Raw genomic sequence first — 23,727 nt, 5'->3', positions numbered from 1 at the left:
TGCTCAAGTCGTCGTGCTGTTCACCACCGTAGGCGACATCGAGGTATCCGGCTCAGGCTCTGTCGCCATCAGTGGTGTTTGTCCCCTGCAGTCGGGACAACGCGCCGCGCACCAACTGGCCATCGGTCGTGCGCCAGAAGGGCGGCAGCGACGCGAGCAGATAGTTCCCGTAGCGAGCAGTGGCCAAACGTGAATCGAGTATCGCGATCACTCCGCGGTCCGACGTGCCGCGTAGGAGACGGCCCGTGCCCTGCGCGAGGAGCAGTGCGGCATGGCCTGCCGCAATGGCCATGAAACCGTTGCCACCGCGTGCGGCGACCGCTCGCTGCCGGGCCATCAGCAACGGATCGTCGGGTCGGGGAAAGGGGATCCGGTCGATCAGGACGAGGTTGAGTGACGGACCGGGCACGTCGACGCCCTGCCACAGCGACAGGGTCCCGAACAGGCACGTCTTCTCGTCGGCGGCGAACTCTTTCACGAGGGCGCCCGTGGCGCCGTCACCCTGGCACAGGACAGGCAGGTCGATGCGCGTACGCACCGCTTCGGCCGCCTCTTTCGCTGCCCGCATGGACGAGAACAGGCCCAGCGTCCGTCCACCGGCGGCCGTGATCAGTTCGACCACCTCGTCGAGAGTGCGGGCCGACATCCCCTCGCGGCCCGGCGCGGGCAGATGCTTGGCCACATAGAGAATGGCTGCCTTCTGGTGGTCGAAGGGCGAACCCACGTCGAGACCGTTCCAGGTGACCTTCTTTTCGTCGGCCGGCGGGGGTTTGCCGATCGCGGTGATGCTCTGTGCGGACTTGGTGGCCTCCGTCTCCGGGTTGGAGTCGTGGTCTGCCGATGTGGCATCCGACGTACCGGGGCGATGAGGTGGCAGTCCCCAGCTCGCGGCCAGGCCGTCGAACGATCCGCCGACGGTCAACGTCGCCGAGGTCAAGATGACCGTCGCGTGCGCGAACAGCGAGGCCCGCAACAGTCCGCCGACCGACAACGGCGCGACCCGCAGCACGCGCTTTCGGTCGCCGCGGACGAGGTCTTCGCCGATCCAGACCACGTCGGGTCGCTTCGCCTCGTCGGGGTCGTCGAACGCGGCGAGGATGCGCACCGCGGTGTCGTGCATTTCCTCGAGGCTGGTCAGCGCCGCCGACCGGGCCGCGTTTGCCTCGGGGTCGACCTCGCCACTGCGTCGCACCGGTCCGATCGCGGTGTGCGCTCGCCACAGCCGGTCACGCAGCGACGAGAGGGCGAGCGGCGCTCCGTCGGGGAGCCCGGTCCAGCGGCCCGGCGCATTTTCCTCGAGCAGTGATTCGATGAGTTCGCCGCTGCCTGAGATGTCGTCCGCGACTTCGTCGTCGACGAGTCTTGCGCACCGTCTGGCCACGCCGGCCACAGAAGCACCGGAGATCTCGGCGGTCGCGACCGACGTGATGCGGTCGGCGAGTTCGTGGGCTTCGTCGACCACGACGACGTCGTGTTCGGGCAGTATCGCTGCCGGACTCATCGCGTCGATGGCCAGCAGCGCGTGGTTGGTGACGACGACGTCGGCCTTTCCTGCCTTGGCCTTGGCTTTCTCGGCAAAACAATCCGCGCCGTAGGAGCAGTTGGTGGCGCCGAGGCATTCGCGTGCCGAGACGCTGACCTGGCGCCACGACCGGTCGGTCACCCCGGGCGTCAGATCGTCGCGGTCGCCGGTCTCTGTGTCCGACGTCCACTCGCGAAGTCGGGTGACCTCCCGGCCGAGGCGTGAAGCCGCGAACGGGTCGGCCTTTCCGCCGCCGATCGCCTCGAACAGGTCGCCATCCGGTTCCTCGATGGTGCCCGCGTGAATCTTGTTCAGGCACAGGTAGTTTCCGCGACCCTTCAGGATCGCGAATTCGGGTGCGCGGCCGAGCGGCCCGGTGAGCGCCGTGGCGGTCCGGGGGAGGTCGCGCTCTACGAGCTGGCGCTGTAGCGCGATGGTGGCGGTGGAGACCACCACCGTCTTGCCGGTGTCCACTGCATGACGGAGCGACGGCACCAGGTACGCCAGGGATTTGCCGGTGCCGGTGCCGGCCTGGACGGCCAGATGCTCACCCGTGTCGATGGAGTGGGCGACTGCCGACGCCATCTTCAACTGTCCGTCGCGCCTGGCCCCACCGAGCGCCTCGACCGCAGACGACAGCAGATCGGGCACCTCGGGGATGTCTGTCATCGCGTCCCGGTTGTCCGTAGCGCTGGGATCGTCACAGCAGCCGGGCCGCGACGGCCGAGACCACGGAGACCCCGGCCCCGGTCATCGTCGCGATGGCGGCCCCGGTCGTCTCGGGGCTGACACCGGCGGAGTACTCGAGCAACACACGGGTCGTGAAACCGGCCTTGCGAGCATCGAGTGCGGTGGCCAGGACGCAGTGGTCGGTGGCCAATCCGACGATGTCGACGGCGTTGATGTCGCGTTCGCGGAGCCAGTCACCGAGTGCGACGCCCGTGGCGCTCGTGCCCTCGAAACCCGAGTAGGCGGCGCTGTATTCGCCCTTGGAGAAGACCTCGTCGGCGATGCCGGCATCGAACGCGGGATGGAAGTCTACGCCGGGCGTGCCGACGACACAGTGCGGGGGCCAGCTGTCGACGAAGTCGGGCGTCTCGGAGAAGTGATCGCCGGGATCTATGTGGTGATCACGGGTTGCGGCGACCGCCAGATAGCCGTGATCACGGCCGGTGTATGCCGTGATCGCTGCGGCGACGGCGGCGCCTCCGGACACCGCCAGCGAGCCACCTTCGCAGAAGTCGTTCTGGACGTCGACGATGAGCAGCGCTGTTCGAATGTGTTGGGTCACGGTCGATACCCCTCCGGTCGGTGCGTTTCTGGCGCGATGAATCGGACCGGTATTGCCGGTTCCCCCCGCGATAGTCCCAAACCCTCCCACGGAAGGCTGACAAGTGCAGCAGCAAGGTGTTCTCGGGAGTCATCGAGGGTTGGCAGATCCACGACGGGCTCGCCGCCACGTACCAATGGGATCTGCAGCGGCCGTGCGGTCAGCGTCGTCTCCGGCGCCGCAGTACCGGTGGGGTAGATGATCTCTTCCACGATGGTGCCGGTGGGCTTCGCTGTGCGGATCGCGGTTTTCGCACCGCCCCGGGATTCCTTGTGGCTTGCGCGTTTTGCCACGGGGATCCCGTCGACCTCGACCAGTTTGTAAACCATGCCCGCAGTGGGCGACCCGGACCCGGTCACCAGGGAGGTTCCGACCCCGTAGACGTCGACCGGTTCGGCGCGCAGCGACGCGATCGCATATTCGTCGAGGTCACCGGAGACCACGATGCGGGTATTGCGCGCCCCGAGGTCGTCGAGTTGCCTGCGAACCTGGCGGGCGAGCACGCCGAGGTCACCGGAGTCGATGCGGACCGCGCCGAGCTCGGTGCCCGCGACCTCGATCGCGCTGGCAACACCCTGGGTGATGTCGTAGGTGTCGACGAGCAACGTCGTACCCACGCCCAGTTTTGCGACCTGCGCCGCGAATGCGGCCTTCTCGTCGGGGCCGTCGGCGCTCGTGTGGAGCAGGGTGAACGAATGGGCGCTGGTACCCGCGCTGGGCACGCCGTGCCTGCGCGCTGCCTCGAGGTTGGACGTCGCCGACAAGCCCGCGAGATACGCGGCCCGTGACGATGCGACCGCGGCCTGTTCGTGGGTACGCCTCGACCCCATCTCGATGATCGGGCGGGATCCGGCCGCGGTGACCATACGAGCGGCCGCGGAGGCGATGGCGCTGTCATGGTTGAGGATCGACAGGGCAAGGGTCTCGAGCACCACGGCTTCGGCGAAGCTCCCGCGGACCGTGAGAATCGGAGAACCGGGAAGGTACAACTCGCCTTCGGGATAGCCGTCGATGTCGCCCGAGAACCGGTAGTTTCCCAGCCACTCGAGGGTGTCGGCGTCCAGGAACTTCTCCACGACGGCGAGTTGCTCCGGACCGAATCGGAACTCCGAGAGCTGCTCGACCAGACGCCCGGTTCCCGCGACGACACCGTAGCGGCGCCCATCTGGCAATCGACGCGCGAACACCTCGAACGTGCACGTGCGATGGGCAGTGTGGTCTGCGAGCGCGGCCGCAACCATGGTGAGCTCGTACTGGTCGGTCAACAATGCTGTGTTCATTGAGGTCACTGTCAATACCCTAGGCCCGAGGCGAGTGCGGATGGGGTGGGCGCGCAGCAGGCTGTGTTCGAAGCGGTCACTATCGGTACCCTAGGCGTCATGCGCGGACAGATGATGACCGCACCGCCCCGCTGCGGACCATGGTTGGCGGCGGGCGACGGTCAGCACGAGGTTACCCCGTCGAGTACCGCCGTTGCCGAACGTGACCAGGCAGTGGACAGGCCGTGGGTGACCATCGTGTGGGACGATCCCGTGAACCTCATGCGCTACGTCACGTACGTGTTCCAGAAGCTCTTCGGGTACAGCGAGACCAGGGCGTCGGAACTGATGATGCAGGTACATACCGAAGGCCGGGCCGTGGTCTCCACCGGCGATCGGGACAAGGTCGAACTCGACGTCCAGAAATTGCATGCCGCCGGCCTGTGGGCCACCATGCAACGGGACAGTTGAGCAGTGCGTAACTGGAAAAGACGCGGATCGGGCGCGCGTCTGCGGATCACCTCGGAGCTCGACTCCCACGAGTCCGACCTCATCGCCTCACTCGTCACGTCGATGACCGAGCTGCTGGACGAGCGGCAGTCGACCGCTCCGACCGATTCGCTGGCAGACCTGACAGGCATCGAGGCCGGTCACTCGACACCGCCGACGGATGCGACGCTCGGCAGGCTGTTCCCCGACTTCCATCGCCCGGACCAGGACGAGACGACCACCGTGGACGCCGTCACCGGGGACCTCAACGGTGCGTTGCGGAGTTTGCACGAGCCTCACATCATCAACGCGAAGCAGGAAGCGGCGCAGGTCGTCCTGGATTCGTTGCCGGCCGGCGGCGGTCAGATCTCGCTGAGTCCGCAGGAGGCCGACCAGTGGCTCTCGGCGATCAACGACGTGCGGCTGGCGCTCGGCGCGATGATCGGAATCGACGAGTCCACCCCCGATCAACTTCCAGAAGGGGATCCGATGGCAGCCCATCTCGACGTGTACCACTGGCTCACGGTGGTGCAGGAATTACTGGTGGTCGCGCTGATCGGTAAGTGACTTCCGGCCGCGCCTCGCGGCACGCGACGACATCTTCGAAGGGTAGGGCACCACAAGTGATTCCCGGCGCATCCGATTCGATCACCGACGTCGCAGGGGTGCAGGTCGGGCACCACCATCGCCTCGACGACGAGGTCCGGGTGGGCACAGACGAGATGGCGGGCGAAGGCTGGGCGACGGGCACCACAGTTGTGTTGCTCCCCGAAGGTGCGGTTGCGGCAGTCGACGTGCGGGGCGGGGGACCGGGCACCCGGGAGACCGACCTGCTCGATCCCGCCAACACGGTGCAGACGGCGCACGCGATCGTGCTCAGTGGCGGCAGCGCGTACGGACTGGCAGCTGCGGACGGGGTCATGACCCATCTGGAGGACGCCGGCCTCGGCTTGGCCATGGACACCCGTGGATCAGTGGTACCCATCGTCCCGGCTGCGGTGATCTTCGATCTCACGGTCGGGAAGTGGACGGCAAGACCCGACCGCGACTTCGGCAGGCTCGCGGCGCAGGCGGCAGGCCACGATGTCGAGCTGGGGTCGGTCGGCGCGGGGACCGGCGCACGGGCGGGTGCGCTCAAAGGCGGCGTCGGGTCGGCGAGCATCACGTTCACCTCCGGGCCCGCAACCGGGATAACCGTCGCCGCACTCGTCGTCGCGAACCCGGTGGGCGCCGTTATCGACCCCACGAGCGGATTGCCGTGGGGCGCCCTGCCGGTGGAGCTCGACTACTTCGGACTGCGCAAGCCGACCGACGTCGAGACCGCCGCACTGTTGGCCCTGACTGCGAAGTCGAGTCCGCTCAACACCACGATCGGGGTGGTGGCAACCGACGCCGTTCTCGACCCGGCATCAACCCAGCGGGTCGCGATGACCGCTCACGACGGGCTCGCGCGCGCGATCCGTCCGGCACATTCGCCGCTCGACGGCGACACGCTCTTCGCGGTCGCCACCGGTTCGGTGACCCCGACTCCGCAAGACGCGCCGAACGTCCCGGTCGGGATGAATCCGAATGTCGCTCTCGTCGCCGCGATCGGTGAGGCCGCGGCTACCGTCGTGCAGCGGGCCATCGTCAAGGCCGTGATCGCGGCCGACCCTGTCGCCGGAATACCGACCTATCGGCAGACGTTGCCATCAGCGTTTGCCCCGCCCGTACGTTGACCCATCCACCCGGAGGTAGTCAGTGCTCACCATCAGCCGCTCGCTTGTCGAAGCGATGGTTGCGCACGCCCGCGCCGACCATCCCGACGAAGCCTGCGGGGTGATAGCGGGCCCGGAGGATTCGGATCGGCCGGAGCGGTTCATCGCGATGGTCAACGCCGAACGATCGCCGACGTTCTATCGGTTCGACTCCGGGGAACAACTCAAGGTCTGGCGTGAGATGGATCGGAACGACGAGGAACCGGTTGTGATCTACCACTCGCACACCGGGACCGAGGCGTACCCGAGCCGTACCGATGTCTCGTTCGCCTCCGAGCCGAACGCACACTACGTCTTGATCTCCACCCGAGATCCCGACACCGAGGAGATCCGCAGTTACCGGATCACCGCCGGAGTGGTCACCGAAGAAGAGATCGAAATCAACTAGGAGTTCGCCATGGCGGTAACCGTTTCCATCCCCACGATCCTGCGGACCTACACCGACGGGAACAAGCGCGTCGAATCCACCGGTGCGACGGTGGCCGAACTGATCGACAATCTCGATGCGAGCCACGGCGGTCTCAAGGACCGCCTGATCGCCTCCGGAAAGCTACACCGATTCGTCAACGTGTATGTCAACGACGAGGACGTCCGGTTCTCCGGTGGTCTCGACACCGCAGTTGCCGACGGCGACGAGGTCACGATTCTGCCTGCCGTCGCCGGCGGCTGAGACCAGCAGTCCATGACACGCTACGAATCGCTGATCGAGTCGGTCGGCCATACCCCGCTGATCGGTCTGCAACGGTTGTCACCGCGCTGGCGTGACACCGATGACGGCCCGGCCGTGCGGTTGTGGGCCAAACTCGAAGATCGCAATCCCACCGGCTCGATCAAGGATCGTCCGGCATTGCGGATGATCGAACAGGCCGAGGCGGACGGGTTGTTGACGCCGGGCGCGACCATCCTCGAACCTACCAGCGGCAACACCGGGATCTCGCTGGCGATGGCAGCAAAACTCAAGGGCTACAAGGTCATCTGCGTGATGCCTGAGAACACGTCGGTCGAACGGCGACAGCTGCTGACGATGTACGGCGCCGAGATCATCTCCTCGCCTGCGGTCGGTGGGTCGAACAAGGCGGTCGCGATGGCCAAGGAGCTGGCCGCCGCCAACCCCGACTGGGTGATGCTCTACCAATACGGGAATCCGTCGAATGCGCTGGCGCACTACGAGAGCACCGGCCCCGAACTGCTCGACGACCTACCGGAGATCACCCACTTCGTGGCAGGACTCGGCACCACCGGGACCCTGATGGGTGCCGGCAGGTTTCTTCGTGAGCAGCGGCCGCAGATCCAGATCGTCGCAGCCGAACCTCGTTATGGCGAAGAGGTATACGGACTGCGCAACATCGACGAAGGCTTCGTACCGGAGTTGTACGACGAGTCGATCCTGACCATGCGGTACTCCGTGGAGGGCCGCAACGCGGTCCGCCGTATGCGTGAGCTGATCGACACCGAGGGCATCTTCGCCGGGGTCTCGACGGGTGCGATCGTCCACGCCGCCCTCGGCGTCGCCCGCAAGGCGATGTCCGCTGGTCAGCGCGCCGATATCGCCTTTGTCGTCTGCGACGCCGGATGGAAGTATCTGTCCACGGGGGCGTACGAAGGTAGCCTCGACAAGGCAAGTGACGATCTCGAGGGCCAGCTCTGGGCCTGACGGTCGCGGCGATATCTGATCGGAGACCCATGACCGGATCGCTCGGCTCCTACGGCGGTGGATTGCCGTCCACCGGACCACCGGCGCCTGCGCGGACGTCGTGGCCGCTGTGGGCACGTTCGGCCGTCGTCATCGCCGTCCTGACCGCGCTGCTCTACGTCATCGAGGCGATCGACGCCGTCAGCAAACACGACCTCGACAGTGCGGGTATCGAACCGCGAGAGGCTGACGGTCTCACCGGCATCTTTTTCTCGCCGTTCTTGCACGCCGACTGGGAACACTTGGCGGCCAACACACTTCCCGGGATGGTGCTGGGGTTCCTGGTCCTGATGGCGAGGCGTTTCATCATCACGACGGCCATCGTGTGGGTAGTGTCGGGCCTCGGCGTCTGGTTGTTCGCGCCGCCGTACACCGTGACCGTCGGAGCGTCCGGCATCATCTTCGGCTGGCTCACCTACATCCTGGTGCGCGGACTGTTCAATCGCGACGTCTGGCAGGTCCTCCTCGGGGTCGTGGTGTTCATGATCTACGGAGGCGTCCTGTGGGGTGTGGTCCCCACCGACGGCCGGGTCTCCTGGCAGGGGCACCTCTTCGGTGCGATCGGGGGCGTCCTGGCCGCCTGGTACCTGTCGAAGAAGGATCGCAAGCGCGACGAGAAGAAGGCACTGACCCAGTGATCACAGATGTGGACGCACCGATCGGAATCTTCGATTCCGGGGTCGGTGGCCTGACGGTCGCGCGCGCCGTGATCGACCAACTTCCCGCCGAGAACATCATCTACATCGGCGATACCGCCCACGGTCCTTACGGGCCGCTGACCATCCCGCAGATCCGGGCCCACGCGCTCGCCATCGGCGACGAACTCGTCGAACGAGGTGTCAAGGCGCTGGTGATCGCGTGCAACACCGCGTCGGCGGCGTGTCTGCGAGACGCGCGTGAGCGCTACCCGGTGCCGGTGATCGAGGTGGTCCTGCCGGCAGTGCGCCGAGCTGTCGCCGCGACCAGGTCGGGACGTATCGGCGTGATCGGGACCGAGGCGACGATCGCCTCCCGGGCGTACGAGGACTCCTTTGCCGCTGCGCAGAACGCGGTGATCACGTCTGTCGCCTGCCCGAGGTTCGTCGACTTCGTCGAGCGGGGCATCACCAGCGGTCGTCAGGTTCTCGGCTTGGCGGAGGGCTACCTCGAGCCGCTGGCTGCCGCCCGGGTCGACACCGTCGTGCTCGGCTGCACCCACTATCCGATGCTGTCCGGGGTCATCCAGTTGGCGGTCGGCGACGACGTGACGTTGGTGTCGAGTGCGGAGGAGACGGCGAAGGACGTGTTGCGCGTCCTCACCGCCAACGATCTGCTCCGCGAACCATCGGTCCTGCCCGCGCAGCGCGTCTTCCAGGCAACCGGCGACCCGGATTTGTTCGCGCGGTTGGCGACGAGGTTCCTCGGACCCGCAATCGGAGCGGTTCAACACGCCTGATCTGCCGTCCGGTGACGCCACGGTCATCAGGCGTGGCAGCATGGCGGCATGCGTTTGACCGTGCTGGGTTGTTCGGGCAGTTTGTCTGGCCCAGACTCTCCGGCGTCGGGGTATCTCCTGACCGTGCCGGGGCACCAGCCAGTGGTGATGGATTTCGGTCCGGGCGTCCTCGGGCCCCTGCAGCAGCACGCGAACCCGAACGACGTGGCGATCGTGCTCAGCCACCTCCACGCCGACCACTGCCTCGATCTCCCGGGCTTGCTGGTGTGGCGTCGATACAGTCCGGTGCCAGCGACCGGTAAGGGCACGCTCATCGGGCCTCCGGGTACCGCCGCGCGAATCGGCGCCGCGTCGTCGGAGTACGCCGGTCAGGTCGACGACATCACCGACACCTTCGAGGTGGGCGAATGGGTTGACCGAGAAGAGATCGAATTGGGCGGGATGAAGATTCTGGCGCGAAAGGTCAACCATCCGCCGTCGACCTTCGGATTTCGGATCACCGCGCCCGAGGGGAAAGTCCTCGTGTACTCGGGGGACACCGGTGTGTGCGATGAGCTGATCGAACTGGCCGAGGGCGCTGACGTGTTCTTGTGCGAGGCATCGTGGACTCACGATCCGGCCAACCGGCCGCCGAACCTGCACCTGTCCGGGCGTGAAGCGGGCGAAGCCGCCGCCAAAGCGGGGGTCAAGAAGCTTGCGCTGACCCACCTTCCGCCATGGACCTGGCCCGATGACGTACTCGCCGAAGCTCGTGAGGTGTACGACGGCCCGATCACGGTCGTTCGTAAAGGCGAACAGATCGACATCGACTGACGCCGGCGACCCGCGTATCGGCCACCCGACCACAGGTCTGGCCATAGTCGATAGGGTAGGCGGTGTGAGTAGACGTGTAGATGGCCGAGTCGACGACGAGCTGCGGAAGGTCACCATCACCCGCGGATTCACCAATCACCCCGCCGGATCAGTGTTGGTGGAATTCGGGCAGACGCGAGTGATGTGCACCGCGAGTGTCACCGAGGGGGTTCCCCGATGGCGCCGCGGCTCCGGACTCGGCTGGCTCACAGCGGAGTACGCGATGTTGCCCGCAGCCACCCACGACCGTTCCGATCGCGAGTCCGTCAAGGGCAAGGTCGGCGGTCGCACCCAGGAGATCAGCCGCCTCATCGGTCGATCACTGCGTGCCTGCATCGACCTCGCGGCGTTGGGGGAGAACACGATCGCGCTCGACTGTGACGTGCTCCAGGCCGACGGTGGAACACGAACCGCAGCCATCACCGGCGCCTACGTTGCGTTGTCCGACGCGGTGACCTATCTGAACGCCGCAGGCAAACTCGCTGACCCACAGCCTATTTCCTGCATGATCTCCGCCGTCAGCGTTGGCGTCGTCGATGGTCGCGTGCGTCTGGACCTGCCCTACGAAGAGGATTCTCGTGCCGAGGTGGACATGAATGTGGTGGCCACCGATACCGGAACTCTTGTCGAGATCCAGGGCACGGGGGAGGGCGCGACCTTCCCGCGGTCGACCCTGGACCGGTTGCTCGACGTGGCGATGGCGGGCACCGAACAACTCTTCGAGGTGCAGCGTGCGGCGTTGGCGCTTCCGTACCCGGGTGAGCTGCCGGTTGCCGAGACCCCGGGCAAGCGCAAGGCATTCGGCAGCTGATGGGTGGTCGTCTACTGGTTGCCAGTCGCAACGCCAAGAAGTTGGCCGAGCTCCGGCGCGTGGTGGAGCAGGCCGGCATCGAGGGCCTCGAGGTGATCGGTCTCGACGAGGTGCCCCCGTTCGAAGAGGCACCGGAGACCGGTGCCACGTTCGAGGAGAATGCCCTCGCGAAGGCCCGGGACGCATACGCGGCCACCGGATTGCCATGTGTTGCCGATGATTCCGGCCTCGAGGTGGATGCGCTGAACGGCATGCCGGGGGTGCTTTCGGCGCGCTGGTCCGGTCGGCATGGTGACGATCCCGCCAACACCGCGTTGCTGCTCGGTCAGCTCAAAGATGTACCGCAGGAGCGTCGGGGCGGCGCGTTCGTCTCTGCGTGCGCGCTGGTCACGGCTGACTCAGAGGTCGTCGTCCGCGGAGAGTGGCGCGGGCGGATCATCGCAGAACCGCGCGGCAAGAACGGGTTCGGCTATGACCCCGTGTTCGTACCCGATGACGCGGTAGGCGAAGGGCGCAGCTCGGCCGAGTTGTCGGCAGCCGAGAAGGACGCGCTCAGTCACCGCGGGCGGGCGCTGGCGCAGCTGTTACCCGCCTTGCGCGAGTTTGCGACGCGGTAGCGTTCAGAGGCTGAACTGCGCCCGGATCTCCTGGGTGCGTTTGTGTTCCACCCAGAACGACAGGAACGGGATTGTTCCGGCGATCAGCGTGAAGATAGCCTTGCCGATCGGCCAGCGGACCTTGATGCCGAGGTCGATCGCCATGATCAGGTAGATGAAGTACACCCACCCGTGCACGAACGGAACGAAGTCGAGCGAGTGGTTGTCGAATCCGTAGAGCAGGATCATCTCGGCAACCAGCAGCAGCAGCCACAGGCCGGTGATCCAGGCCATCACCCGATATCGCAGCAGCGCACCTTTGATCTTGTTCGGTGGCGTGATCGTCCTCGGGGTGGTGGTCGACTCGGCGGGTGTTTCGGTCACTGATTACTCCGTTGCGAATTGTCGGATGGGGCCGCTTGGGCCTGCAGTCGCGCCAGACGGGCCGCGTCCGCTTCTGCGAGTTCGGCGAGGATCCGGTTGTACTCGGCGATTTGATCGCCTTCGGTGGTGCCGTCCTCGACCGTCGGCGTCGGCGCGGCGCTCGGCCGCGGCGGCAGGATGCCCGCGGGGATCTCTTTGATGCCGTTGTTCGCCGCATGCATCTTCTCGACCTCGTCCGGATTGTCCTCGAGGACGACGAACTTGCGGTAGGCGTAGACGAAGAACGCCGCGAACGCGGGCCACTGCAGGGCATAGCCGAGGTTCTGGCCGGTGCCCGAGCTGGACTCGAACCGGTCGAGCTGCCACCAGGCCATGGCTAGGCAGGCAACGGCTGCGACGATGACCAGCGCGATGAGTGCTGGTCGGTGCCGCTGCTTGTTCGATGCCATGTCTTGACCGTACCTAAGTGCCGCAACTCGCTGGTCAGCCGGTAGTCTGTGCTCTGCACGCGCGAGTGGCGGAATTGGCAGACGCGCTGGATTTAGGTTCCAGTGTCTCAGGACGTGGGGGTTCAAGTCCCCCCTCGCGCACCACGTGAACAAGATGACCGCCCCTCGGCCTGTGAAGGCCGAGGGGCGGTAGTGCCGGGAGGGTCGGGGGTCCCCCGGCATCCAGTCATTCGGTCCCCGGCCGGGTAGGGATTGGTTTGTCGCAGACATTCTGCGTACAACCGAGGTCAGTCGGTAGAAAGACCAGGTCGATAGGCAGAGCGGCGTCTCCACGTCTCCATTCGGACTCCGCAGGCATCGCCGCCCCGCCGCGCTTGAGACTATCAGTACTTCGAACGTATGGTCGAATGATGAAGACGGCGAGCATCGGTGGAGACAGCGGTCAACCGCGACGACCGGCGTTCGTCCGCGTGGGCCATATGGCGGTGACCGTCGACCTGATCACGCTCTACGCCTATCAGCCGCACCATTCCGGCTCGTACCACCCCGATGGACTGCAATTTCGTAAAAAGACGCTGGGGGTCCTGACCGAGTGGGGCATGACGGAATGGGGGGAGTGGTTCGGCAAGGTGACCTATACGATCCCGGCGAAAGGTCGCGAGGAAAAGGTGACGCACTGGGTTCCCGGGTGGGCGCTGCGGCCGGCCGAGCATCCCGGTCCCCGGTAGGTGGTGAGGTACACAGGTGGCGAAGTGGCCGCAAGCCTCAGAGAAGCGGATGCTGGACATACGATGTTCGCTCGATCCACCTCCGCGGCACCGCCCCTACGCACCGTCGTGGCGGCGTCGCTGATCGCTGCGCAGATCCTCGTCGCGGCGTCGGTCGGGGCGGTCGTGTGCGGGTCGGCACGGGCCGCCGCCCCCGTGCCCACCAATTCTCTCTTGATGGCACCATCAGGACCCGTGTCAGCCGATCACTCGTTTGCGGCGCTGGCCGCGGCGCAGGCCACAGCGACCGCCGGGGGCGGTATCGACCTCGACGCGGCGGTGCTCGACACGACGACCGGGGTCAGTGCGTCCACCACCCCTGCGCCGGTGCCCATGTTTGCTGCGTCGCTCGCCAAACTCGTTGTGACCGTGGACGTGATCGACAGACGACGAGATGACGACCTCGTGGTCGGCGAGCCAGACCTCGAGTTGCTGCGGCGCGCCCTCGGGCCGAGCGATGACCTCGCAATGAACGAATTGTGGGAGAGGTTCGATGGACAGGGTGCTGCGGCACGCGTGAGTGCGCGAGTCGGACTGGTCGGGACGACTGCGCCCGTCGATCCGTCGTATTGGGGGCAGATGACGACCACGGCTGCCGATCTCGCGACGCTTTATCGGCATGTGATCTCGATGCCGGAGATGGATCGAGATATGATCATCGGTGCTCTCGCCGCCGCGCCGCCCGTCGCGACAGACGGCTTCGCGCAGGACTTCGGACTCCTTGCTCCACGGCAGGTCGGGATCGCCGTCGCGAAGCAGGGCTGGATGTGCTGCGACGATCAGACGAGTTACCTGCACAGCGCGGGGCTCGTCGGTGACGACGGCCGGTTCGTGGTGGTGCTCCTGAGCCGGCAACAGTTCGACCAGGATTGGCAACCGGAAAGGGACCGCCTCACCGCGTTGGCCGCCGCCGTGTACGAGGTGTTGGATCAGGCGTCCGATGTGATGAACTGACGCCGTGAAGACGTCGGGAGATTGCCGAGTATTCGTGTGATCTCCTGGGCCGGAGCGTATTCCGCCACTCCGATCGCTCTGCGGACGCTCGTGCTGCGCCCTGTTGCCGACCGTGGATAGGCCGCGACGCCGCTCCTCGTGGTCGGGTGCTGTGATCTCGGTCGCCCCACCGCCGCAGTTGGGAACGGAACCCCGGCATCGGTCGTTGACCGAAAAGCTCAGAGCTGAGCCGGATTTACGCAGTACGTTCAAGGAGTAGAAGACAGTGAGTGATTTTCCGCCGCCACCACCGTGGACGGCCGGTTTCCGTGCCCAGCAGGCAGCGAAGAAAGCCGAGAGCGAGCACACCCCGCCGCCGCGCAAGAGTCGCGGCGACAAATGGGAGTGGCTCGTCTTGGTTGCGTTGCTGGCTCTCGTCGTCATCGTCTTGGTACTGAAGTAGCCCACTCGTCGCGGGCCCTCGGCGGCCACCGTACCCACTTGCCCAGCAGTCGATTCGCGAAAAACGTCCCCTCAGAGACGGTTCGGGGGAATGTTCCCTCGGCAATCCACCTCGGGGACGAACATTCCCGCCAACTCGCTCTGACCGACCACATTGGCGACGGAAACGCGAAACGGGAGGCAGGCCGTGGTGGCCTGCCTCCCGTTGCTTTCGGGTTCTTGTCTACTTCGTGTAAAGACCCTCGATCTCGTCGGCGTGTGAGTCGTGGATGACGTTGCGCTTGAGCTTGAGCGTGGGCGTCAATTCTCCGGACTCGATCGTGAAGTCGGTGTCGATGATCCGGAACTTCTTGATCGCTTCCGCCTTGGACACCAGGGTGTTGGCAGTCTTCACGGCGTCATCGATGTCGGCGAGGATGTCCTTGTTCTCGAGCAGATCCGCGATCGCGGTGTCCGCGGGCAGCTCGTGCCGCTCGAGCCAGCCCGGGAGGGCCTCTGGATCGAGGGTGATCAGGGCCGCGATGAACGGCTTGTTGTCACCGACGACCAACGCCTGGCTGACCAGGGGATGAGCGCGGACCGCGTCCTCCATCTGTGCCGGCGAGACATTCTTACCGCCGGCGGTGACGATCAGTTCCTTCTTGCGTCCGGTGATCGAGAGGTATCCGTCATCGAGCGTGCCGATGTCGCCGGTATGGAACCAGCCGTCCTTGAGGGCGTCGGCAGTCGCCTGCTCGTTCTTCCAGTAACCACCGAACACGACCGGTCCCTTGAGCAAGACCTCGCCGTCGTCGGCAATCGCGACCGACTGGCCGTAGATGGGCCGTCCGACCGTCCCGATGCGTTGTGCACCTTCGGCGTTCACGGTTACTGCGGCGGTGGTCTCGCTGAGGCCGTAGCCCTCGTAGATCGGGATCCCGATGCCGCGGAAGAAGTGCCCGAGCCGAGCGCCGAGCGCGGCGCCACCGGACACCGCGCTGGTGCACTCGCCACCGAGAGCGGCGCGCAGCTTGGAGTAGACGAGAGCGTCGAACAGCTTGTGCTTGAGCTTGAGTGCGAGCCCTGGGCCGGACGGGGTCTCGAGAGCCTTGGAGTACTCGATCGCGGTGTCGGCGGCCTTGCCGAAGATCTTGCCCTTCCCGCCGTCTTCGGCCTTCTGCTTGGCGCTGTTGTAGACCTTCTCGAACACACGCGGCACCGACAGCAGGTAGCTGGGCTTGAATGCCGCGAGATCATCCATGAGCGTCGGGCCGACAGTGGTGTGGCCGAGTTGCACCAGATGCACAATCGACGCGACAGAGATGATGCGCGCGAACACATGGGCCAGGGGAAGGAACAGCAGGGTGGAGCTGCCCTCGGACATCAGGTCGCCGAGCGTCACCCGCACCGCGTGGCACTCGTGCAGGAAGTTGGCGTGGGTCAGTGCAACGCCTTTGGGCTTGCCGGTGGTGCCGGAGGTGTAGACGAGGGTCGCGATGTCGCTCGACAGCGTGTTCGCATGTCGCTGGTCCAGCTCCGCGTCGTCGATCTTCTCGCCACGCTTCTTCAGTTCGTCGATCGCACCCGAGTCGATGACAAGTGTCTCCTTCAGGCTCGCCGCCTCGGCGAGAGCGGGCGAGTGCTCCGACTTCTGGCCCTCGGTCTCGACCACGATGAGCGAGGTCTCCGAGTTCTCGACGATGTACTGGACCTGCGACGAGGACGAGGTCTCGTAGATGGCGACCGTGGTGCCGCCGGCACGCCACACGGCGTAGTCGATCACGGTCCACTCGTAACGGGTTGCGCTCAGGATCGACACCCGGTCGCCGGGGCCGATGCCGGAGGCGATGAAGCCCTTGGCCACCGCGTCGACGAGGTCCGCGAATTCCTTGGTGCTGATGTCGGCCCAGGCGCCGCCATCGGTGCGCCGCTTGAACAGCGCTTTGGTCGGTGATTCCTCGCGGTGCCGCAACATCGAATCGACGATGGATGCCTTGTCCGGCACAACGAAGTCGGACGGGACGGTGATCTCTTGCACGTAGGCCTCCTGCGGCATGGAATGCGGAGAACCGGTGACTGACGAAATCGGACACCGGCAACTGTGCGATAGATTACCTTTTGTCATTACTCGTCAGTAAGGGACCTGCGAAGCAGCTACGAGCGACTGCGGCACCCTACGCTGCGAATAACGGATTTGGGCTGTTCACGGCTACAGTGGACAGTAATGACCGACAGTATTGATGCGGCCGCCGTGAGTGATGCGGCCGCTGCGAGTGAAGAAACCATCACGTTTGCAGACCTCGGGATGGATGCCCGGGTACTCCAAGCGCTCACAGACGTGGGCTACGAGACCCCGTCACCGATCCAGGCTGCGACGATTCCGCCGCTCCTCGAGGGTCGTGACGTCGTCGGTCTTGCCCAGACCGGAACGGGTAAGACCGCGGCGTTCGCCGTTCCCATCCTCTCGGGGATCGATGCATCCGCCCGTAAACCGAAGGCGCTGATCCTCGCGCCGACCCGTGAGCTCGCACTGCAGGTCGCCGAAGCGTTCGGCCGGTACTCGGCACACCTGCCCGGCGTGAAGGTGCTGCCGATCTACGGCGGACAGAGCTACACCGTCCAGTTGTCTGGATTGCGGCGCGGTGCACAGATCATCGTCGGCACCCCCGGTCGCGTGATCGATCATCTCGACAAGGGCACGCTCGACATCTCCGAGCTCGACTACCTCGTGCTGGACGAAGCCGACGAGATGCTCAACATGGGCTTCGCCGAGGATGTCGAACGAATCCTCAAGGACACTCCGGACACCAAGCAGGTCGCGCTGTTCTCCGCGACGATGCCGAAGACCATCGGCCGGCTGTCGCAGAAGTACCTGAAGGACCCCGTCGAGGTCACGATGAAGGCCAAAACGGGCACTGCGTCGAACATCACGCAGCGCTACCTGCAGGTTTCGCATCAACGCAAACTCGACGCCCTGACGCGCGTCCTCGAAGTCGAGCAGTTCGACGCGATGATCGTCTTCGTCCGTACGAAGCAGGCCACCGAAGATCTCGCAGAACGGTTGCGTTCGCGCGGGTTCTCCGCGGCGGCCATCAACGGTGACATCGCCCAGGCTCAGCGTGAGCGCACCATCGCGCAACTCAAGAACGGTCAGGTCGACATCCTCGTCGCCACCGACGTGGCGGCCCGCGGACTCGACGTCGATCGCATCTCCCACGTGCTGAACTACGACATCCCGCACGACACCGAGGCGTACGTGCACCGCATCGGCCGCACCGGCCGCGCGGGCAGGTCCGGCACTGCGCTGCTGTTCGTGTCCCCGCGCGAGCGCCACCTGTTGCGCGCCATCGAGAAGGCGACACGCCAACCGCTCGACGAGATCGGGCTGCCGAGCGTCGACGATGTGAACGCCCAGCGCAAGACGAAGTTCGCCGAGTCGATCACCCAGAACCTGGGCTCCGATCACCTGGACATGTTCCGGAAACTGATCGAGGGCTACGCGCAAGAGAACGACGTCACGATGGCCGACATCGCGGCTGCACTCGCACTCGAAACGCGCGACGGCGGCTTCCTGATGTCGCCGGATCCGCCTGCGAGCGAACGTAAGGATCGCGACCGCAAGGAGCGTGCCGAGCGTTCCGGCCGCGGCGGCGACACCGAGTTCGCGACGTACCGGCTCGCCGTCGGTCGTCAGAACAACGTGACCCCGGGTGCCATAGTCGGTGCGATCGCCAACGAAGGAGGCCTCTCGCGAGGCGATTTCGGCCACATCAGCATCCGTGCAGACCACTCGCTGGTCGAGTTGCCGCGCAATCTCGACCGGGAGACGCTGACGCGTCTGCGTGGTACCCGTATCGGCGGCGTGCCCATCGGCATCAAGAAAGACGACGGGGCTCCACGCTCGCGATCTTCCTACGGCAACAAGGGCGCCGGCGGCGGGAAGTCGTACGGGCGCGAGCGTCGCGGGTCACAGAAAGTTGCAGGCCGGGCCCGCCCGTAGGGTCCGAGCTGGGCAGATCACTCTTCCCTATCACCTCTTGTGAGCTGTGAGATCACCGGGTGGAATACATCCCGGACGATCGGTAGTATCGCCGGCGGCGTGGTTCTGGTGTTGCGAACTTAGATTCGACGTCATCCTCCCGTAACAATTCGGGTGTGGTGAACGACACAACAAGAGCGCACACAAGTTGTAGGTAAGAGGAACGGTGATGAGTCCAGTAATGATGGCTGATCCGATCTCGGCGCAAGAATGTGCCGAGCATCGCGATCGCGGAGATGCAATCGTGGTCGACATGCGACCTCAGGTCGTGCGGCACCAGGGCAGTCTGCCCGGAGCCGTGGTGGTCGAACCCCATGAGCTCCTCGCAGCTTTCGACCCGACTTCGAAGCATCGCATTCCTGTGATCGACGACCTGGACACCGAGATCGCGGTCGTATCGGTGAGTTCACAGGCACCCCAGATCGCCCAGCGGATCGCCGCGTTGGGCTACACCCATGTGCATTATGTCGACGGCGGTTTCCGCGCCTTGCGTTCCGCGACAACTGCCTGAGGGGAGAACGGCGCGAGCGTAGGGAAGTCGAGTCCGACATTCGGCAGCCATCTCGTGAAGACGGTCGCTGCAACGGGTAGCGTTCTGGGTTAGTAAGTATCAACCTGAGGCTTAACTCGAGGACATGATGACCGATTCTGTGCCCGGCGACGACCGGCGCGGCAGGGTACTGCGCCTGTTGCAGTTCCTGCATGAGCTGGTTCGGGCCAAGTCCTCGGTCATCCGGGACGTCTCAGAGCACGCCGGGGTGGTCTGGCTCGGGCCTGATTACGACATCTCTATCGACCGCGATGCAGCGGTGGGCCAGGTGATCACCGAACTCTCCCGCAGCAACGAGCTGCAGAACACCGCGTACGACCTGCTGGCCCAGGCCATCGACGAATTGGCCGAGCGTCCAGAATCGCTGGAGCTCGTGGTTGCGTCAGGGCTGCTCACGGCTCATGGGCCCACGGCCATCCGCGAGCACCTTCTCACCCAGCCGGTCATCGCCGATCATGACCACGCCACCGGGGTCATCAGCGTCAGGCTCGCCGGAGGGTCACAACCGGAGCTGCACGCAGGTCATCTGCTCACCGGCCTCGACGGGTTCGACCTGGCGGCGTCGACCGAGCTCTCGGACACCCTTGGCACCACGCGCTCGCCGATCGCGGAGTCGGTCGAGAAATTCTTCACCAAGTGGCGACGCGCGGTCGTCGACGACCCTGCCTCCGTGACGGTCGACTTGGCGCCTGCTCTCGTCCTGCGTCGTCGCGGTTCGGCGCCGCTGCTCGATTACTACGAGGCCATGATGGCCAGCGTTCGGGATGAATCAAATGACATCCCGATCGGCCTTGCACAACTGGTCGAGCCGGTCGAAGCGTCGGAGCGGGTCTCTCGGCTGCGCGAGACCGGCGCGATGTCCGCGGCCGAACTCGTCGAAGACGCGCTCTATCCGTTGCCGTCGAACGTCGAACAGCGCGACATCCTCGCGCAACTCGGCCTCGACAGCGGGGTCGTCGTCGAAGGTCCGCCAGGAACAGGTAAGACCCACACGATCGCGAATCTCATGTCGGCTCTCCTGGCCAAGGGTCAGCGGGTGCTGGTCGTCTCGGAGAAGGCGCAGGCCCTGCACGTACTCCGAGACAAGCTTCCCGTCGAACTGCAGGAACTGGCGGTCTCGATCACCGATGTGACCAAGGACGGTTCCCAGTCGCTGATCGACAGCGTCGAGGCGATCGCCACCCGTAAGGGCAGCTTCCAGTCGCGAGTCGCGACCAGCGAGATCAAGAACCTGCGGTCCAAGCGTGATCAGGCACGCGCCAAGCGTGAACAGATCCTACGGGAGATCTGGCAGCTCCGGGAGTCGGAAACCGAGAAGCACGAGTGGGTCGCGGCCGGGTACAGCGGAACCGCAGCCCACATCGTGCGCCAGTGCAACCAGGTTGCTGAGCAGCATGATTGGCTTCCAGGTCCGTTGAGCAGTGCGCTGCCGGCCCTGGAGCCCACCGAGTTCGAGCGACTACTGGAACTACTGCGCGCGCGGGGCGACGGATGGTCTGATCGATTGGCTCAGCATCTGCCCCCACTGGACGACGTGCTGCCGGGCACCGTGGAACTCGAGCAGATCTGTAAGCGGGTGCAAGAGCGCCCCTCTGAAGGCATGGTCGGCAGCGGTTCGCTTCTCGCGATTCTCGCCGATGTGGACAGTGCTCGATTGCTCCGGGTCAAGACCAGGTGTGATCGTCTCGGTGCAGCGGTACGCGAAGTCCGGACATTCCCGCCGCACCTGCAGCAGATGGCGCAGCGACTGCTCTCCGGTGAGGCGTCATACCTGTGGAATCGCGTGACGGCACTGTCGGAGGTCATCGATGACGCGACCGAGCGGGACAAGCGCATCGGGACACACACCGTCGAGGTAGACGGTGCGGCCACAGGCGATTCGGTCCTGTTCGAACAGGCCGCGGAGTACTTGGAATCGGGTGGTGTGTGGCGCGGTCGATTCCGTAAAGCCCCGCAGCAGAAAGCTGTCGAGGACCTGGGAGCGTCCTATACGGTCGATGGTCGAGTGCCGACTGATGCTCCGTCACTGAGGCTCGTCGCCGACCACCTCGGAGTGCTCGATGCGGTGGCCCGGGTCCAGTCGATCCTCGCCGAGGTCAACGTCCCGATGGACACCAGCGGGACTCGTTCGGTGCAGCTCGGACGTCTCGTGCGGCTCGACGGGCAACTCGCCTGGGTGTCCGAATTGCTCACGGGCCGAGATCAATTGGTGCGCGAGCTGAATTCGATCAGTCCAGGTGGCCCCCGTCCGAAGAGTATCGATGAGGTCGAGGAGGTGGCGCGGCAGGCAGGTGCCATCGCCGCGGCGAACGACGGCACGTTGGCTCGCCGTGAACTCGATGACATCGCACGCGTCCTGTCAGCGGAGATCGAGAAGGGACCGTCGAGCGAGGGCGACGCCCTGCTCGCGGCAGTGCGTGCCGCCGACCCCGACGCAATCCTCGAGACCCGCCGCGCCTTCAACTCAGCCCGCATCGAGCGCGAGAGCCAGGGAGCTTTGGACCTCCTCGAGCTGCGCCTGAAGCAGAAGGCCCCCAATCTCGTCAAACTGCTGATCGAGACCTCGACCGAGGCGATCTGGGATGACCGTCTCGCTGACATGGATGCCGCGTGGTCGTGGCGCCGGGCCTATCAGTGGGCGCAGGACCGCAGCGACCCCGAACGTGAAATGAGGCTCGAGGCGGACCTCGACGAGGTCGAAGCCGACATCACGCACTTCACAGCGCGGCTGGCAGCCGCCTGCGCGTGGCGCGAGTGCCTCGAGCACATGACGGTCAGCCAGGTCCAGGCCCTGCAGTCGTACAGAGATCACATCACGAACATCGGTAAGGGTTCGGGAAAGCACGCAGAGCGCTTCAGGCTCGCCGCACGGTCTGCGATGGCACAAGCGCAGACCGCGGTGCCCGCGTGGATCATGCCGATCTCACAGGTGCTCAGTTCTGTTGCACCGCAGCAGAACTCTTTCGATGTGGTGATCGTGGACGAGGCCAGCCAAGCCGACATCTCCAGTCTCTTCCTGCTGTGGCTCGCGCCCCGCGTGATCGTCGTCGGAGACGATCGGCAGTGTGCGCCGGGAGGTTTCGGGGGATCGGGCATGGACGAGGTCTTCACCAAACTCGACACCTATCTGTACGACATCCCGCAATACATGCGAGACAGTCTCACGCCGCGTTCGAGCCTGTTCTCGATGTTGCGTACCCGCTTCGGACACGTGGTGCGCCTCCGCGAGCATTTCCGGTCGATGCCCGAGATCATCGAGTTCTCGAGTCGGCAGTTCTATCCCGACTCCCCGCTGATCCCGGTGCGACAGTTCGGTGCGGATCGGTTGCCGCCGTTGCAGACCCGACATATCGACGGGGCCAGGAGTTCCGGGTCGAACTCTTCGCTCGTGAATCCGGACGAAGCCGCCGCGTTGGTGCAGCTCCTGAAGGAGGCTGACGCCGATCCGCGGTATGCGGGAATGTCCTTCGGTGTCGTGGTGCTGCAGGGGCAGCGCCAAGTCGACCTCGTGAGCCAGTCGCTACGCGATGCGATCGATCCCGAGACCTGGCGCGAGCGGGCGCTTCGGGTGGGAACTCCGCCCGACTTCCAGGGCGATGAGAGACACGTGATCTTCTTGTCGATGGTCGTGTGCCCGGAGACCAACGTCAATGCGCTGACCCGCAGTGAGTCCCAGCGCCGTATCAACGTGGCGGCCTCCCGGGCGATGGAACAGCTCTGGCTGGTCCATTCGGTGGAGGCCGAAGACCTCAAGGCGAACGATCTGCGGTACTCGCTGTTGACCTACATGCAGAAAACCGAAGGTGCGCTGGTCGATCCGATGCCTGTCGGTATCACGACCACGTCGCGCAACGAACCGTTCGACTCGCTGTTCGAGCAGCAGATCTTCGTCGATCTGACCGAGCGCGGTTTCTACGTGAATCCCAAGGTGGTCGTCAACAACCGCGTCATCGACCTGGTCGTCACCGGTAGCGACGCCAGGCTCGCCGTCGAATGCGACGGTGACGAGTTCACCAGCACGCCTGAACAAGCGCGCGCCGATATGGAGCGCGAACGCGAATTGCGCCGCTGCGGTTGGCGTTTCTGGCGAGTGCGCGAGTCGGAATATCTGCTCGACCCAGAACTCGCGATGCGCGGACTGTGGGATGAACTCGAAAGACGTGGCGTCTCACCGAACTCGGTGGCACCAGAGCTGGCGGGTTCCTCAGATGTCGAGCCCTGGCAACCTCTCGCGTTGAGCGGCGGAGACTAGACCTCCGATCGATCCGAAACACCCGCCGACCGTGCCGAACTGGCCGTCGAGCGTGCCTATACCCCACGCAGACGAGCGCTTTCGGCACAGTCGATGCGAGTATTGGCACGGTCGAGGGTCTTTAAGGCACGCTCGATGGCGACAAGCACGGTCGAGGGGGTGGTTGCG

Annotated in this window: 23 protein-coding genes and 1 tRNA gene; 18 read left to right on the top strand and 6 right to left on the bottom strand. The window is 65.3% G+C overall.

Translation table 11 applies throughout. From position 1 onward, the window contains the following. Positions 1–52: 52 nt before the first annotated feature. Genes BFL43_RS07515 through BFL43_RS07505 form a run of 3 tightly spaced genes read right to left on the bottom strand, consistent with a single transcriptional unit; the run spans position 53 to position 4,141 of the window. Positions 53–2,191, bottom strand: coding sequence for an ATP-dependent DNA helicase (locus tag BFL43_RS07515; protein WP_084891948.1), 2,139 nt, complete (start codon positions 2,189–2,191; stop codon positions 53–55). 31 nt (positions 2,192–2,222) lie between these two features. Continuing rightward, positions 2,223–2,813 (bottom strand): isochorismatase family protein, encoded by a 591-nt coding sequence (locus BFL43_RS07510; protein ID WP_240498118.1) that lies wholly within the window; start codon positions 2,811–2,813, stop codon positions 2,223–2,225. Next, positions 2,810–4,141 carry a nicotinate phosphoribosyltransferase gene (locus tag BFL43_RS07505; RefSeq protein ID WP_084891947.1) on the bottom strand — a complete coding sequence of 444 codons (1,332 nt, stop codon included), beginning with the start codon at positions 4,139–4,141 and terminating at the stop codon, positions 2,810–2,812. Before BFL43_RS07505 ends, BFL43_RS07510 begins: the two co-directional genes overlap by 4 nt. A gap of 105 nt (positions 4,142–4,246) precedes the next feature. On the opposite strand from BFL43_RS07505, the gene clpS reads away from it, so the two are divergent. The 11 genes from clpS to rdgB all read left to right on the top strand — a co-directional run bounded on the left by clpS (position 4,247) and on the right by rdgB (position 11,765). Continuing rightward, complete coding sequence (gene clpS / locus BFL43_RS07500) at positions 4,247–4,582, top strand: ATP-dependent Clp protease adapter ClpS (RefSeq protein ID WP_143695161.1); 336 nt, start codon at positions 4,247–4,249, stop codon at positions 4,580–4,582. A 3-nt stretch (positions 4,583–4,585) separates the two neighbouring features. Then, positions 4,586–5,167, top strand: coding sequence for a DUF2017 domain-containing protein (locus BFL43_RS07495; RefSeq protein ID WP_084891946.1), 582 nt, complete (start codon positions 4,586–4,588; stop codon positions 5,165–5,167). Positions 5,168–5,223: 56 nt separating this feature from the next. Further along, entirely contained in the window at positions 5,224–6,318 is a 1,095-nt protein-coding gene (locus tag BFL43_RS07490) for a P1 family peptidase (protein WP_084891945.1), read from the top strand. Between the two features lie 22 nt (positions 6,319–6,340). Then, positions 6,341–6,745, top strand: coding sequence for a M67 family metallopeptidase (locus BFL43_RS07485; RefSeq protein WP_084891944.1), 405 nt, complete (start codon positions 6,341–6,343; stop codon positions 6,743–6,745). A 9-nt stretch (positions 6,746–6,754) separates the two neighbouring features. Next, complete coding sequence (locus BFL43_RS07480) at positions 6,755–7,027, top strand: MoaD/ThiS family protein (protein WP_084834378.1); 273 nt, start codon at positions 6,755–6,757, stop codon at positions 7,025–7,027. A gap of 12 nt (positions 7,028–7,039) precedes the next feature. Further along, positions 7,040–8,011 carry a cysteine synthase gene (locus BFL43_RS07475; protein WP_084891943.1) on the top strand — a complete coding sequence of 324 codons (972 nt, stop codon included), beginning with the start codon at positions 7,040–7,042 and terminating at the stop codon, positions 8,009–8,011. 29 nt (positions 8,012–8,040) lie between these two features. Then, positions 8,041–8,688, top strand: a complete 648-nt coding sequence (locus BFL43_RS07470; RefSeq protein ID WP_084891942.1) for a rhomboid family intramembrane serine protease — start codon at positions 8,041–8,043, stop codon at positions 8,686–8,688. Beyond that, positions 8,688–9,485, top strand: a complete 798-nt coding sequence (murI, locus tag BFL43_RS07465; RefSeq protein ID WP_084891967.1) for a glutamate racemase — start codon at positions 8,688–8,690, stop codon at positions 9,483–9,485. The genes BFL43_RS07470 and murI overlap by 1 nt, the downstream gene beginning before the upstream one ends. Positions 9,486–9,533: 48 nt before the next feature. Further along, positions 9,534–10,298, top strand: coding sequence for a cyclic nucleotide-degrading phosphodiesterase (locus BFL43_RS07460; RefSeq protein WP_084891941.1), 765 nt, complete (start codon positions 9,534–9,536; stop codon positions 10,296–10,298). Positions 10,299–10,362: 64 nt separating this feature from the next. Continuing rightward, positions 10,363–11,148 carry a ribonuclease PH gene (gene rph / locus BFL43_RS07455; RefSeq protein ID WP_084891940.1) on the top strand — a complete coding sequence of 262 codons (786 nt, stop codon included), beginning with the start codon at positions 10,363–10,365 and terminating at the stop codon, positions 11,146–11,148. Further along, the gene (gene rdgB, locus BFL43_RS07450; protein ID WP_084891939.1) at positions 11,148–11,765 is read left to right on the top strand and encodes an RdgB/HAM1 family non-canonical purine NTP pyrophosphatase; all 618 of its coding nucleotides are present in this window, start codon (positions 11,148–11,150) and stop codon (positions 11,763–11,765) included. The genes rph and rdgB overlap by 1 nt, the downstream gene beginning before the upstream one ends. Before the next feature lie 3 nt (positions 11,766–11,768). Here the strand turns inward: rdgB and BFL43_RS07445 are convergent, their stop codons facing one another. Next, positions 11,769–12,128, bottom strand: coding sequence for a DUF3817 domain-containing protein (locus tag BFL43_RS07445; RefSeq protein ID WP_084834383.1), 360 nt, complete (start codon positions 12,126–12,128; stop codon positions 11,769–11,771). After that, positions 12,125–12,577 (bottom strand): transcriptional regulator, encoded by a 453-nt coding sequence (locus BFL43_RS07440; RefSeq protein WP_084891938.1) that lies wholly within the window; start codon positions 12,575–12,577, stop codon positions 12,125–12,127. The genes BFL43_RS07445 and BFL43_RS07440 overlap by 4 nt, the downstream gene beginning before the upstream one ends. A 59-nt stretch (positions 12,578–12,636) precedes the next feature. Between BFL43_RS07440 and BFL43_RS07435 the strand changes: the two genes are divergently transcribed. The 4 genes from BFL43_RS07435 to BFL43_RS28860 all read left to right on the top strand — a co-directional run bounded on the left by BFL43_RS07435 (position 12,637) and on the right by BFL43_RS28860 (position 14,740). Continuing rightward, positions 12,637–12,721 (top strand) — tRNA-Leu (locus BFL43_RS07435). 266 nt (positions 12,722–12,987) lie between these two features. Beyond that, positions 12,988–13,305, top strand: coding sequence for a hypothetical protein (locus BFL43_RS07430; protein WP_084891966.1), 318 nt, complete (start codon positions 12,988–12,990; stop codon positions 13,303–13,305). Between the two features lie 63 nt (positions 13,306–13,368). Beyond that, a complete protein-coding gene (locus tag BFL43_RS07425; RefSeq protein ID WP_084891937.1) occupies positions 13,369–14,298 on the top strand; it encodes a serine hydrolase in 930 nt (309 codons plus the stop codon). Positions 14,299–14,563: 265 nt separating this feature from the next. Then, a complete protein-coding gene (locus tag BFL43_RS28860; RefSeq protein WP_168176554.1) occupies positions 14,564–14,740 on the top strand; it encodes a hypothetical protein in 177 nt (58 codons plus the stop codon). Positions 14,741–14,962: 222 nt separating this feature from the next. Here BFL43_RS28860 and BFL43_RS07420 read toward each other — a convergent pair whose 3' ends face one another. Next, positions 14,963–16,774 (bottom strand): long-chain fatty acid--CoA ligase, encoded by a 1,812-nt coding sequence (locus BFL43_RS07420; protein WP_084891936.1) that lies wholly within the window; start codon positions 16,772–16,774, stop codon positions 14,963–14,965. 168 nt (positions 16,775–16,942) lie between these two features. On the opposite strand from BFL43_RS07420, the gene BFL43_RS07415 reads away from it, so the two are divergent. From BFL43_RS07415 to BFL43_RS07405, 3 genes are all read left to right on the top strand, one after another. Beyond that, positions 16,943–18,718: a DEAD/DEAH box helicase gene (locus tag BFL43_RS07415; RefSeq protein ID WP_143695158.1), complete on the top strand. Its 1,776-nt coding sequence runs from the start codon at positions 16,943–16,945 to the stop codon at positions 18,716–18,718. Between the two features lie 223 nt (positions 18,719–18,941). Then, positions 18,942–19,268 carry a rhodanese-like domain-containing protein gene (locus tag BFL43_RS07410; RefSeq protein WP_084891964.1) on the top strand — a complete coding sequence of 109 codons (327 nt, stop codon included), beginning with the start codon at positions 18,942–18,944 and terminating at the stop codon, positions 19,266–19,268. A 127-nt stretch (positions 19,269–19,395) separates the two neighbouring features. Continuing rightward, positions 19,396–23,559 (top strand): AAA domain-containing protein, encoded by a 4,164-nt coding sequence (locus BFL43_RS07405; protein ID WP_084891963.1) that lies wholly within the window; start codon positions 19,396–19,398, stop codon positions 23,557–23,559. The last annotated feature ends 168 nt before the right edge of the window (positions 23,560–23,727 follow it).

The sequence above is a fragment of the Williamsia sp. 1135 genome (genome assembly GCF_002095395.1).
Lineage (GTDB): Bacteria > Actinomycetota > Actinomycetes > Mycobacteriales > Mycobacteriaceae > Williamsia.
Note: the sequence above shows the minus strand (reverse complement) of the source record. Positions and strands in the feature narration are given on the sequence as shown.